The organism is Trueperaceae bacterium (genome assembly GCA_019454765.1).
Taxonomy (GTDB): domain Bacteria; phylum Deinococcota; class Deinococci; order Deinococcales; family Trueperaceae; genus JAAYYF01.
In genome coordinates this window covers 57,255-70,373 of sequence record JACFNR010000010.1, presented here as the reverse complement: position 1 = coordinate 70,373, position 13,119 = coordinate 57,255, and the positions used below count along the sequence as shown (strand labels likewise).

Annotated in this window: 11 protein-coding genes; 4 read left to right on the top strand and 7 right to left on the bottom strand. The window is 72.3% G+C overall.

The annotated features are described in order from the left end of the window. Positions 1-81: 81 nt before the first annotated feature. Genes H3C53_05010 through H3C53_05000 form a run of 3 tightly spaced genes read left to right on the top strand, consistent with a single transcriptional unit; the run spans position 82 to position 3,805 of the window. Positions 82-1,956, top strand: coding sequence for a DUF2075 domain-containing protein (locus H3C53_05010; protein ID MBW7916033.1), 1,875 nt, complete (start codon positions 82-84; stop codon positions 1,954-1,956). Then, positions 1,953-3,089, top strand: a complete 1,137-nt coding sequence (locus tag H3C53_05005; GenBank protein ID MBW7916032.1) for a HAMP domain-containing histidine kinase — start codon at positions 1,953-1,955, stop codon at positions 3,087-3,089. The genes H3C53_05010 and H3C53_05005 overlap by 4 nt, the downstream gene beginning before the upstream one ends. A gap of 8 nt (positions 3,090-3,097) precedes the next feature. Further along, complete coding sequence (locus H3C53_05000; protein ID MBW7916031.1) at positions 3,098-3,805, top strand: response regulator transcription factor; 708 nt, start codon at positions 3,098-3,100, stop codon at positions 3,803-3,805. Positions 3,806-3,874: 69 nt separating this feature from the next. Here H3C53_05000 and H3C53_04995 read toward each other — a convergent pair whose 3' ends face one another. Both H3C53_04995 and H3C53_04990 read right to left on the bottom strand, forming a co-directional pair. Then, a complete protein-coding gene (locus H3C53_04995; protein MBW7916030.1) occupies positions 3,875-4,357 on the bottom strand; it encodes an RES domain-containing protein in 483 nt (160 codons plus the stop codon). Position 4,358: 1 nt separating this feature from the next. Beyond that, entirely contained in the window at positions 4,359-4,778 is a 420-nt protein-coding gene (locus tag H3C53_04990) for a DUF2384 domain-containing protein (protein MBW7916029.1), read from the bottom strand. A gap of 100 nt (positions 4,779-4,878) precedes the next feature. On the opposite strand from H3C53_04990, the gene H3C53_04985 reads away from it, so the two are divergent. Further along, positions 4,879-5,586, top strand: coding sequence for a class I SAM-dependent methyltransferase (locus H3C53_04985; protein ID MBW7916028.1), 708 nt, complete (start codon positions 4,879-4,881; stop codon positions 5,584-5,586). Between the two features lie 13 nt (positions 5,587-5,599). On the opposite strand, the gene H3C53_04980 is transcribed toward H3C53_04985, so the two are convergent. The 5 genes from H3C53_04980 to H3C53_04960 form a co-directional block, all read right to left on the bottom strand. Further along, positions 5,600-8,695, bottom strand: coding sequence for a beta-phosphoglucomutase family hydrolase (locus tag H3C53_04980; protein MBW7916027.1), 3,096 nt, complete (start codon positions 8,693-8,695; stop codon positions 5,600-5,602). A 63-nt stretch (positions 8,696-8,758) separates the two neighbouring features. Next, a complete protein-coding gene (locus tag H3C53_04975; protein MBW7916026.1) occupies positions 8,759-9,637 on the bottom strand; it encodes an ABC transporter permease in 879 nt (292 codons plus the stop codon). Next, on the bottom strand, positions 9,630-10,550 hold the full coding sequence (locus H3C53_04970) for an ABC transporter permease (GenBank protein ID MBW7916025.1): 921 nt from the start codon (positions 10,548-10,550) through the stop codon (positions 9,630-9,632). The genes H3C53_04975 and H3C53_04970 overlap by 8 nt, the downstream gene beginning before the upstream one ends. Positions 10,551-10,580: 30 nt before the next feature. Continuing rightward, positions 10,581-12,110, bottom strand: coding sequence for a glutathione ABC transporter substrate-binding protein GsiB (locus H3C53_04965; GenBank protein MBW7916024.1), 1,530 nt, complete (start codon positions 12,108-12,110; stop codon positions 10,581-10,583). Positions 12,111-12,122: 12 nt separating this feature from the next. Continuing rightward, entirely contained in the window at positions 12,123-13,010 is an 888-nt protein-coding gene (locus tag H3C53_04960; GenBank protein ID MBW7916023.1) for a carbon-nitrogen hydrolase family protein, read from the bottom strand. Positions 13,011-13,119 lie beyond the last annotated feature (109 nt).

Here is a 13,119-nt window from a genome sequence, read left to right as displayed (position 1 = left end):
CACGTCCCGCGCGCCGTACGCGCCGGGTAACGCCCGCCGCCCGCCCCGCCGCGGGGCGGGGGTACACTCCTGGCAACGCTCATGCTCGTCTACACCGCAACCAAGCGAGAGTTCATCCGACACGTCGAGAGCAGCGAGATCGCCGACCGCATCCTGGCGGCACTGCGGCAGCGGGGGTATGGTGGCGTCTCCCCGCGAGAGATCAGGTCGTGGCAGAACTCCCTCCAGTACATGCGGCACGTCCTGGACGACGGCATCATCCCCGAGGACGCTGGCGTGGCCCTCGAGTTCAAGATCCCGCAGACCTCCAAGCGCATCGACTTCATCGTCACTGGCCTGGGTAGGGCCCCGCAGCGGCGGCCGGCGGCCGTGATCGTCGAACTCAAACAGTGGGACCGCGCGGCCTGCACGACCATGGACGGCGTAGTGGTCGCGTTCGTGGGCGGCGCCGACCGGGAGCTCCCGCACCCGTCCTACCAGGCGTGGACGTACGCCGCGTTGCTCGAGGACTTCAACGAGACCGTTCAGGACGAGGACGTCGCGCTCCTGCCGTGCGCCTACCTTCATAACTGCGGCGCCACCGAGCTCAAGGGGGAGCTCTACGCCGACCACGTCGGCCGAGCGCCGCTCTTCCTCAAGCACGAGCGCGAGGCGTTGCAGCGCTTCATCCGTCGCCACGTCCACCAGGGCGACTGCGGCGAGCTGATGTACCGGATCGAGGGTGGCCGCATCCGCCCGTCGCGCTCCCTCGCCGATCACCTCGCGGGACTTCTCGCGGGGAACAGCGAGTTCCACCTCATCGACGACCAGAAGCTCGTCTACGAGACGGCGCTGCGCCTCGCGGCCGAAGGCGAGGCGGGGCGGAAGCAGGTCTACGTCGTCGAGGGCGGACCGGGGACCGGCAAGTCGGTCGTGGCCGTGAACCTCTTGGTGGAACTCACGAAGCGCGAGCTCGTGACGCAGTACGTGACCCGCAACGCCGCGCCGCGCGAGGTCTACGCCGCGAAGCTGGCGGGCAGCCTCAAGCGCGGCCGCATCGGCAACCTCTTCAAGGGCTCGGGGGCGTACGTCGACGTGGAGCCGGACGCCTTCGACGTCCTCGTGGTGGACGAGGCGCACCGGCTCAACGAGAAGTCGGGCATGTACGGCAACCGCGGCGAGAACCAGATCGCGGAGATCATCGCCGCCTCCAAGGCGAGCGTCTTCTTCATCGACGAGTCGCAGCGCGTCACCTTCAAGGACATCGGGCGCGTGAGGACCATCGCGGAACAGGCGCTGCGCGCCGGTGCGTGCGTGACGTACGGGCGCCTCGGGTCGCAGTTCCGTTGCAACGGCTCTGACGGCTACCTGGCCTGGGTGGACCACACGCTGCAGGTGCGCGAGACGGCCAACACCGACCTGAGCGGCGTGGACTACGAGTTCGTCGTGACCGGGTCGCCCACCGAGCTCAGGGACCTCGTGATCGACGCGAACGTGGCGAACAACAGGGCGCGGATGGTGGCGGGCTACTGCTGGGACTGGCGCAGCAAGGACGACGCCGCCGCGTTCGACATCGAGTTCCCAGAGCACGGCTTCGCGGCGCAATGGAACCTGCGCGACGACGGCAGCTTGTGGATCTTGAAGCCGAACTCGGTTGAGCAGGTCGGATGCATCCACACCTGCCAGGGGCTCGAGCTCGACCACGTCGGGGTCTTGGTCGGCCCGGACCTGATCGTGCGCGACGGGCGCGTCGTCACCGACGCCTTCGCGCGCTCGCGCCACGACTCGACCGTCAGGGGCTTCAAGGGGATGCACAGGCGCGACCCTGCACGCGCGCTGCGGCTCGCCGACGAGGTCATCAAGAACACCTACCGGACGCTGATGACGCGCGGTGCGAAGGGCTGCTTCCTGTGGAGCCCCGACGAGGAGACGCGCGAGTACTTCGCGGCGGCCGGCAGGGGAGCCGCGCGGTCGTGACGGGCGGCGCGTTCACCTCGCGCTCCGCCACCCGCGCCGCGTTCGTGGTCATCATCGTGTTCGTGACCGCTCAGATGGGGTGGTGGCTCTTCTTCATGAGCCGCTACGTGGCGGAGGTCGGCGCGGGCAGGCTCGCGAGCCTCGAACTCGAGGCCGCCACGCTGGACGCGCTCCTGGAGCTGGGGGCCGACGACGAGGTGGCGGCGGCGTTGGCGCGCGAGCCGTACCTGCGCCTGGCGCCCGGCGGCGGTGTCGAGGTCGACGCGACCGGGATGGAGGCGTTCCTGAGCTCGCAGCGCCGCGTGGTGCGGATGTTCTCGTTCGAGGGTCCGTTCTTCGTGCTGGTGGTCATGGCGGGGCTCTTCATCATCGGCCGCAGCCTCCGGCTCGAGCGGGAGCTGAAGCGCAGGCAACGCAACTTCCTCGACGCCGTCGGGCACGAGTTCAAGACGCCGGTCAGCACCCTGAGGCTGCTGGTCGAGACGCTGCAACTGCGGGCGCTCCCACCGGAGAAGGTGCAGGCTTACCTGCGCACCATGAGCCTCGAGGTGGAGCGCATCGAGCGCACCGGCGAGCAGGTCCTGGCCACCGCTCGGCTGGAGGCCGGAGCGGCGCTGCCGGCGCCGGCGCCGCACGACCTGGCGCGCCTGGTGAGAGCGGCGCTCGACCGCGCCACGCCGGCCTACGAGGCGCGCGGCGCCGCGGTCGAACTGGTGGTGGCCGAGGGTCCGCTCACGGTGGCGGCGCGGGCGGACGACGTCGCCACCGTCGTGGAGAACCTGGTCGACAACGCCGTGAAGTACACGCCCGGGCCCGTCAAGCGCGTGGAGGTGAGCGTCGACCGTCACGGCGCCTGGGCGCGCCTGCGGGTCGAGGACAGGGGCAGCGGCGTGCCCGAGGCCGAGCGGGCGAGCGTCTTCGACCGGTTCTACCGGGTGGGGAACGAGCTGACGCGCACGGCGCCGGGCCTGGGCCTCGGCCTCTACCTGGTGAGGCGGGCGGTGGAGGCCATGGCCGGTCGGGTGCGGCTCGAGGGGCGTGTCGGCGGCGGCACGGTCGTCACCGTCTTGGTGCCGCTCGTCGCCGCGCCGGCCGCGCGCCGTCGACGGGCCGCGGCGAGGGCGGTCGCGTGAGCGGCGGCGTGGCCGGCGCCAGGGTGCTCATCATCGAGGACGAGGCGGTGCTCGTCTCCGTCCTCACGGACAACCTGGAGGCCGAGGGTCATGAGGTGCGACACGCCGGCGACGGGCGCGCCGGCGCGAGCGCCTGGCGCGACGACCGCCCCGACCTCGTCGTGCTCGACGTGATGCTGCCGTACCAGGACGGCTACTCCCTCTGCCGAGAGCGGCGCGCGGCGGGCGACGACACGCCGGTGCTGTTCCTGTCGGCCAAGGGTCGGCCCGAGGAGCGGGTCGAGGGGCTGGCGTCGGGCGGGGACGATTACCTCGCCAAGCCGTTCCACCTGCCCGAGTTCCTGCTCCGCGTGCGCCGCCTCCTCGACAGGGCCGGTGCCCCACGCGCCGCCGGTGCCCGCCTGGCGTTCGGCGGTCACGTGGTGGACCTGCGCGCCTGGACGGCTCGCCTCGCCGACGGCACCTCCCTCGAGCTGAGCCAGCGCGAGGCCGGGATCCTCGCGCTGCTGGCCCGGCGGGCGGGGCAGGTGGTCAGCCGCGACGACATCCTCGACGCCGTGTGGGGCCGCGCCGCCTTCCCGAGCGCACGCACCGTCGACAACTTCGTGGTGCGGCTAAGGCGCCGGTTCGAGCCCGACCCGGCCAAACCCATCTACTTCCACACCGTGTGGGGCGTGGGTTACCGCTTCACGCCGGAGGCCGACGACGCGGAGTGAGCCGAGGCCGGGCCGTGCCGATGCCGGCGCCGGCCCGCCGGGCCGGACGTACGCGAGCGGCGGCCGCCGCTAGCCGCGCAACAACCGCTGATCCAGCCGCAGCCGCTCCCTGCGCAGCACGGCGAGGCTGCCTGCCTTGGGGTGAAGCGGGTTGATGAGCACGTTGCGTTCGAACGGCATCACGAAGCTGGGGACGAGGAGGGCGAGCGTGCGCTTCTCCGCCAGCCAGGCGGAGCCGAACGCGCGCGTGCCGCGTTCGGGGTCGTCCCGCGGGGCGTCCTCGCGCAGGCGGAGGACCAGTTCGAGGCCGACCTCCTCGGCGTCGTCGGCGAGACCGATCTCGAGGATGGTGCGTTCCCCGAACTGCCCCGGGTGGGAGAGGTTGGCGAGCGTCTCGAGGGCAGCGAGGCTCGGCGTGGCGGCGGCGTAGACGATGGGGGCGCCCGCGTCGTTCCAGCGGTTGGCGACCCGGCCGCCCGCGCCGTCGAGCGGGTCGAAGGTGGGCGCCTGGGCGTAGGCGGCGGTGTGGGGGTAGATGCGCCAGGCGCGCAAGTCAGAAGGTCCCGTACTCGATCTGGAGGAGCTTGTTCTTGACGCGTTCGTAGCCCTTGAGCGTGTCGAGCAGCTCGATCGGTCTGCGGCCCTCCAGGGAGAGCACCGGCGACGTGAGCCAGTCGCGGGCCGCCGCTTCGTCGCCGAGCACGCGGACGCCGAGGTTCAGGAGGGAGTCGAGCATCTCGACCTTGGCGGCTTCGGCGTCCTCGAGGCGCCCCTTCTGGGCGCGGCGTTGGTAGGTGCGGAAGGTGACGCCGATGTAGGCGGCCATCTGCTCGCCGCTGGCGCCGAGGCGCCTGGCGACGCTCTCCGAGAGGGTGAACGGTTGGGCGGCGAACACGGTGGGGCGGTCGCTTGGGTGGGGTTGGGGCCTGCGGGCGACTCCCTGAACGGCCATGACGCCCTCCTTCCTCGCCAACTTGGCGCTTCATTCTACGCCAAGTCGGTGGGCACGTGCCCCCGCGCGGTTACGGTCAGGGCGGCGTGGCGCGCCGGCGGCCGACTATGATGAGACCCCCATGGTCAAGTCCACCCCCGCCGAGATCCGCGCCCGCTTCGACGCCGACGTCGACCGCTTCTCGAACCTGGAGACGGGGCAGACCGCCAGCATCGACTCGGCGGCGGTGCTCGAGATCGTCAGCCGGGCCGCTCCCAGCGTGACGCCGGGCGCGCGCCGGCTCCTCGACGTCGGGTGCGGGGCGGGCAACTACGCCCTCAAGCTGCTCGAGAGCTATCCGGGCCTCGCCGTCGACCTCCTCGACCTGAGCCGTCCCATGCTCGACCGAGCGCTGGAGCGCCTGACCGCCGCCGGCAGCGGACCCCTGACCGCCCTGCAGGGCGACGTGCGCGACCTGCCCCTCGCGGCGGAGCGTTACGACGTGATCACCGCCGCCGCCACGCTGCACCACCTGCGCGGCGAGGACGAGTGGGTGAGCGTCTTCGCCAAGCTTCACGCCGCCCTGCGGCCCGGCGGGAGCCTCTGGATCGTCGACCTCGTCGAGCATCACGTCCCGGCCGTCCAACGGGTCATGTGGGAACGGTACGGCGACTACCTCGTGGCGCTGCGGGACGAGGAGTACCGCGACCACGTCTTCGCGTACATCGAACGGGAGGACTCGCCCAGGCCGCTGCTGTGGCAACTCGACCTGCTGCGCGCGACCGGGTTCGCGCACCTCGAACTGCTTCACAAGAACGGGCCGTTCGCGGCGTTCTGCGCCATCAGGTAGTCGCCGCCGCCCGTCAGTCGAGCCGCGGACCCTGGCCCGCCAACGGCAGCCGCAACGCGTCCACCACCACGTGCCGCTCGCCGCGCACCGTCACCGGCACCGGCGAGCCGCTCGTCACCTCGAACGAGACCGCCTCGCGCCTGAGCTCCACGCGGAGCAGCGAGCCCTGCCAGCCGAGCGTGAACGCGAGGGACGGCCAGCCGACGGGAAGGCGCGGGTCGAAGCGCAACTCGCCCGCGTCGTCCCTCATCCCCCCGAAGCCGCACACCAGCGCCAGCCAGGTGCCGCCCGCGGCCGCCACGTGCACGCCATCGGCGGCGTTGCCGTGCAGGTCCGCGAGGTCGGTGACGAGCGTTCGCCCGAAGTGGCGCAGCGCCCGCCGTTGGTACCCGACCTCGGCCGCCATGATCGACTGCACGGCGGCAGACAGGGTGGAGTCGCCCGTGGTCAGGGGGTCGTAGTACTCGAAGTCGCGGCGCTTCTGCTCGGGGTCGAAGCGGCTCCCGAGCAGGAACTCCGCGAGCACCAGGTCGACCTGCTTCAGGACCTGGTGCCGGTAGATCACCAGCGGGTGGTAGTGGAGGAGGAGGGGGCGCTTCTCGCGCGGCGTGGCGGCGAGGTCCCAGCGCTCGCGACTCAGGAACTCCGCGTCCTGCGCGTTGATGCCCAGGCAGGCGTCGAACGGCAGCGCCATGAGACGGGCGGCGCGGCGCCACTCCGCGATCTCGGCCGGGGTGGTGCCCAGGACCCCTGGCCGCGCCTCCGCCAGCTCCGCCGCCGCCTCCAGGTTGAGGCGCGCCATGGCGTTGGTGTAGAAGTTGTCGTTCACCACCGCGCTGTACTCGTCGGGGCCCGTCACGGAGTGGAGGTGGAACCGCTCGGGTTCGCCACCGAAGAAGCCGAGCGAGCGCCACATGCGCGCCGTCTCGACGAGCAGCTCGGTGCCGGGCCCCGCCAGGAACTCCTCGTCCCCAGTGACGCGAGCGTAGCGGAGCACCGCGTAGGCGACGTCGGCGTCGATGTGGTACTGCGCCGTGCCGGCGGGGTAGTAGGCGGAGGCCTCCTCGCCGCCGATGGTGCGCCACGGGAAGAGGGCCCCCGCCACGCTCATGACCTCCGCCCGGCGCCTGGCGGCCGGCAGCATGCCGTGGCGCAGCTCCAACGCCCCCCTGGCGGCGGCCGGCAGGCAGTAGCACAGGAACGGCAGGACGTACACCTCCGTGTCCCAGAAGTAGTGGCCCGAGTAGCCGCTGCCGGACACCCCCTTGGCGCTCACCCCGCGCCCGTCCGCGCGGGCGGACGCCTGGGCGATCTGGAAGAGGTTCCAGCGCACCGCCTGCTGCGCGTCCGGCATGCCCTCGACCCGCACGTCGGCGCGCTCCCAGAACCGCGCGCACCAGCCGCGTTGCTCGGCCAGCAGCCGTTCCCGCCCGGCCATGACCGCCTCGTCGAGCAGCTCGCCCGCGGTCGCCATGAGCTCCTCGGCCGGGGCCTCGGGGTCGTCCACCCACACGGCGAGGCGCTCGAATGCGAGCGACTCGCCCGCGGCCAGGCGGCGCGTGACCGTGGACGTCGCCAGGTCGGGCGTCACGGTCACCTCGCCGCGCGGCCGGTCGTGCGCCACCACGGCGACGCCCTGCCCAGAGCGCGCGGTGCGGTAGGCGAGGCCCACGCGCCCGCCCGAAGCCAGCTGCGCCTCCGGCAGCAAGACCCGACCCGCCAGGCGGTCGCTGCGACGCGGATCGAACCCCGCCGCCTCCCGACCGGCGCCGAGCTCGCCGACGCCGTCCTGGCGGTTGACGATGAGCGCCTCGAGCCGCACCGTAGCCGGCGCGTCGAGCGGGGTCAGCGTGTACTCGAGGAGCGCCAGGTGGCGGCGGGTGAACGACACGAGCCGCCTGCTCGTCACGCGCACGCGCCCGCCCGACGACGTGCGCCACACCAAGTCGCGCGTCACCACGCCGGCGCGCAGGTCGAGCCGCCGCTCGTACTCGAGCAGCTCCGCCGCCTGTGCGTCGAAGCGTTCCCCGTCGACCCAGAGCCGCACGGTCTTGGCGTCCGGTGCGTTCACGATGGTCTGCCCCACGGTGGCGAAGCCGTACGCGCCCTCCGGGTACTCGATGGGCCACGTCTCGTGCAGGCCGTTCACGAACGTCCCGTTCTCGCGCGCCGCGCCACCCTCCTCCGGGTTGCCGCGCAGGCCGAGGTAGCCGTTGCCGACTGCGAACAGGGTCTCGGCCGCCCCGTCGACGCCGGTGGGCGGACGGGTCTCCACGAGGGCCCACTCGTCGACCGGGTACCGCTCCCTATCGACGCCCCGAGCGAGCACGCGGGCCGCGAGCGGCGCCAGGTCGGGCAGCACGAGATCCGCGCCGGCGCGGCGCAGGCCCGGTGACGCCTCGGCCGAGCCGACCCCGACCACGAGGCCGAAACCGCCGGCGCGGCCGGCCGCCACCCCGGACAGCGCATCCTCGACGACCACCGCGTTGGCCGGGGCGACCCTCAACCGCGCCGCGGCGTGCAGGAAGGCGTCGGGTGCCGGCTTGGACGCCAACCCGGTGGCGGCGGCGACCAGGCCGTCGACGACGAGCTCGAACCGCTCCGCCAGGCCCGCGGCGCTCAGCACAGCCGCGGCGTTGCGGGAGCCCGACACCACGGCCACGGCCACCCCGGCCGCCAGGAGGGCGTCCGTGAGACGGACGGCGCCGGCGAAGGGCGCGACGCCCTCCGTCTCCAGCAGGCGTTGGAACACCACGTTCTTGCGGTTCCCCAGGCCGCACACGGTCTCCGCCGCCGGCGGGTCGTCGGGCGTGCCGCGCGGCAACTCGATGCCGCGCGACGCCAGCAGTTCCGCCACGCCGTCGTAGCGCTGCCTGCCGTCGAGGTGCCGGTAGTAGTCGGCCTCCTCGTAGGGAGCCGCGCCGCGGGCCGCCAGGTAGTCGGTGAATAGGGCGCGCCAGGCGCGGCGGTGAACCTCTGCGGTCGGGGTCAGCACGCCGTCGAGGTCGAAGAGGACCGCGTCGAACCGGCTCAGGTCGGGCAGGTCGGGTGGCGGGGCGTCTCCCGGTACGTCCACGGGGCAAGGATAGGCCAGGACGGCGCGGGGCATCCGCCTGTCGGCCCGAGGCGGCCCGGTGCGGTCGCCTCACGGGGCGGGCGGAGCCCGCGGGCGCTAGCGACCGACGGACGGGTCGAGCACGTCGCGTAGCCCGTCGCCCAGGAGGTTGAAGCCCAGCACCGCGAGGGTGATGGCGACGCCTGGGGCGAAGGCCATCAGGGGCTGCACGGCGAGCCAGAGTTGAGCGTCGGAGAGCATGGCGCCCCACTCCGGCGCCGGCGCCTGCACGCCGAGGCCTAGGAACGATAGCCCCGACGCCACCAACAGCGTGGAGCCGCTGCGCAGCGTGGCGTAGACGAGGATGGGCGCCACCACCTGCGGCACCACGTGCCGCAGCATGATGCGGGGGCGCTGCATGCCGAGGGCGTTGGCGGCCTCGATGAAGGCGCGGCTCTTGACCTCGAGGGTCGAGCCGCGCGCCAGGCGCGCGAAGACGGGCACGCCGAACACGGCCGATGCCAGGACCACGGGTCCGACGCCGGGTCCCGTGAGCGTCACGAGCCCGATGGCGATGAGGATGCCGGGGAACGCCAACAGCACGTCGACGACGCGCATGGACAGGTTGTCGAACCAGCCGCCGAAGAAGCCGGACGTCACGCCCCACGCGCCGCCCACGAGGGCGCCGATGATGGTCGCCGCCAGGCCGATGGTGATGGAGTAGCGCGCACCCGCGAGGATGCGGCTGAGGGTGTCGCGCCCGAAGGCGTCCGTGCCCAGCCAGTGCGCGGCGCTGATCCCCTTCGCCAGCTGCGCGTAGTCGGGCGCGGACGGGCGGTACGGGGCGAGCCACGGCCCGACGACCGCGAGCGCCACGAACGCGAGCGTGAGGGAGAGGCCGAGCGCCCCGCTGCGGTGGCGCAACAGCCGCCCGACGACCGAGCCGGCGAAGCGCGAGCGTCGCGGGCGGGCCGCCACGGCCACGGCGTCACTCATAAGTGATCCTCGGGTCGATCAGGCCGTACAGGAGGTCGACGATCAGGTTGATGGCGATGAACTGCACGGCGAACACGAGCATCAGGCCCTGCACGGCGGGGTAGTCGCGCGCCTCCACCGACTGGATGAGCAGCCAACCCAGGCCGTGGAAGTTGAAGACGGTCTCGACGATGACCGTCCCGGACAGGAGGAAGCCGAACTGGAGCCCGATGATCGTGATGACGGGGATGAGCGAGTTGCGCAGCGCGTGCTTGTTGACGACGCGCGAGCGCGACAGGCCCTTGGCGGTGGCCGTCCTCACGTAGTCGTTGCCGATCGTCTCGAGCAGGCTCGAGCGCGCGAAGCGGGCGATGGTGCCCAGGCTCGCGACCGCCAGCGTGATGGCGGGCAGCACCAACCCCTTGATGCTCACGCTGCCCGCGACGGGCAGCACGCGCAGCTTGACCGCGAACAGGTAGATGAGGAGGATGCCGAGGAAGAAGGACGGCGTGCTGATGCCGAGCACGGAGGCGGAGGTGATGGAGAGGTCGACGGCGGAGTTGCGCCGCAGCGCGGCCGTGACGCCGAGCGCCACTCCGAGCAGGGTGGCCATCACGATGGCGACGCTGGCGAGCACCAGCGTGGCGCGGAAGTGCTGCGCCACCACGGTGCTGACGGGGAGGCGCGCCCTGAACGACCTGCCGAGGTCGCCCCGCGCCAGGCCGCTCACGAAGTAGCCGAACTGCTCGGGGAGGCTCCGGTCGAGGCCGAACTGCAGCCGGACGGCCTCCACCGTCGCCGCGTCGGCGTCCACGCCGGCGTAGAGGCGCGCGGGGTCGCCCGGAAGGGCCCGCACGAAGAAGAAGATGAGGATCACGACCCCGACCAAGGTCGGGACGGCCTGCAGCACGCGTCGGAGGGTGTAGAGGAGCATGCCGTCCCTTCCCAGGACCCTCGCTTCAGGTCACTTGAGCTCGGCTCGCCTGGCGTCCACGGTGTTGTCGGGAGAGTAGGCGACGCCCGTCAGGTTCGTCGAGCGGCCCGCCACGGAATCGGGGCTGTAGAGGAACACCCAGGGCGCGTCGTGCCAGATGATGCCGAGCGCCTCGGCGTAGAGCTCGGCGCGGCGCGGCTGGTCGCCGGTGGCGCGCGCCTCCGCGACGAGCCGCTCCACCTCGTCGTTCTCGTAGAAGCTCCAGTTGTTGGAGGCCGGCGGGAACGACGCCTCGATGAACGAGGTGGAGATGGCGAGGTCCGCGTCGCCCGTGCTGGCGGTGGCGCCGACCAGGGCGGCCTGCGTCGGGTTCTCGTCGACGGGCTTGAAGATCTGGTCGACGAGCGCCCCGCGCTCCTGCTGGTCGAGGGTCATGCGGACCCCGACCTGCTCGAACATCTGCTGCAGGACCTGGCCGACGGTGCGGTACTCGTCGCCCGTGAAGGTGAGCACCTTCATGTCGAAGCCGTTCGGGTAGCCGGCCTCGGCGAGGAGCGACCGCGCCCGTTCCGGGTCGTAGTCGTACGCGGGTTGCTCGGCGTACCCGAAGACGGTGGCGGGGATGGGCGCCGTCATGACGGTGGCCAGGCCGGCGACGGCCACGTCGACGAGCTGTTGCTTGTCGATGGCGTAGTTGAGCGCTTGCCGCACGCGCACGTCGGTGAACGGCTCCTTGGTCGTGTTGAGCTGGAGGATGCGCAGGAAGTTCGTCTTGGTGGTCACGACCTCGAGGCCGGGCGCCGCGTCGATGACGGGCACGAGCTGAGGCGGGAGCGCCTCGATGAACTGCACCTCGCCCGACTGCAGCATGGCCACCCGGGTGGCGGCGTTGTTGACGACCACGAACTCGAGCCGGTCGACCTTGGGCGCGCCGCCCCAGTAGTCGGGGTTGGCCTCGACGACCACGCGCTGCCCCTCGTCCCAGGAGGCGAACTTGAACGGACCGGTGCCGACCGGGTGGCGGCTCACCTCGGTCCCGTACGCCTCCAGCGACGCCGGGCTGGCGATGCGGGCGTTGCTCACGGCCAGGAGGTAGATGAAGGCGCCGTTCGGCTTGCTCAGGTTGATGCGGAACTCGAGGTCGCCGAGGACCTCGGTGGAGCTGATGTCCTTGAGCTGGTTGCGCCCTCTGGCGCCGATGGAGGCGGGGTCCAACACCCAGTCGTAGTACGCCTTGACGGCGGCCGCGTCGAGCGCGGTGCCGTCGTGGAACTTGACGCCGGGCCGCAGCTCGAAGGTGTAGACGGTGGCGTCGTCGTTGGAACTCCACGACTCCGCCAGCTCGTTGACGAGCTCGCCGTCCAGGAAGCCGACGAGCCCCTCGAACATGGTGCGTATGACGGCGGCGTCGGGGATGCCGGTCGCCTCGGCCGGCTGCAGGCTGTTGGGGGCCAGCGAGGTGGCGATGCGCACGGTGCCGGCCGCTAACGCGGTGGCGCCGAGGCTCAGCGCGGCCGCGAGCAACGCGGCGAGGAGCTTGCGGGGGAGCTGGTACGACATCTCGGGGCCTCCTCAGGCGTGGCGCACGGCGTAGGCCGCGGGCCGCAGGTGTTGCAGGGTGGGCAGGGAGGCGCGCACGGCGTCGACCCGGCCCAGGTCGAGTGTAGCCAGGGTGACGCCCTCGCCGTCGGGGGCGCAGGCCACCACGGTGCCCCACGGGTCGACGACGAGGGAGCGGCCGTAAGCGGTGAACTCGCCGCCGCCGCTACCGTACGTGGCGGGAGCGATGACGTAGGCGCCGTTCTCGATGGCGCGGGCGCGCAGCAGCACCTCCCAGTGGTCGCGGCCGGTCCGTTCCGCGAAGTTCGACGGCACGAGCAGCAGGCGGGCGCCCGCCAGGGCGAGGGTGCGGAACAGTTCGGGGAAGCGCAGGTCGTAGCAGACGGTCATGCCCACCGCGCCGAAGGGGGTGTCGACCACGACCGCGCGGTCCCCCGGCCGGTTGCGCGCCGACTCGCGCGCCACGAGCTTCGCGCCGACCGTCACGTCGAACAGGTGGATCTTGCGGTACTCGGCCAGGAGGCGGCCGTCGGGGCCGAACAGCAGGCTCGTGTTGTAGGTGCGGGTGTCGGCGTCGTCCGCTGCTGGCAGCTCGTTGTAGCTCCCGCCGAGCAGGAAGATCCCGAGGCGCGCCGCCAGCGCGCTCAGCGCTTCCGACAGCGGTCCGGGGATGGGCTCGGCGCAGGCGCGCCGTTGGTCGCTCGGCCCGCGGAAGTGGAAGGTCTCGGGCAGCGTCACCAGCCGCGCGCCCCTGGCCGCCGCCTCCTCGACGAGGCGGAAGGTGCGGGCGACGTTGTCGGCCTTGTCTGGTCCCGGGTCGGTCTGCACCAGGGCGACGGTGACGTCGCGGCCGCGCCCCGGGTCCTCGGCTTCTCGTGCGCTCGGTGCGCCTGTGCTCATCCGGTCCGCTCCTCGCTCGCCGGGGGTCTGCTGCTCCCGGCCCCGGCGGCCGCACGGCCTGGGTGGCGGAGCGCCGGGCGGAACCCGGTCCCGGTGAAGGTGGCAGCAG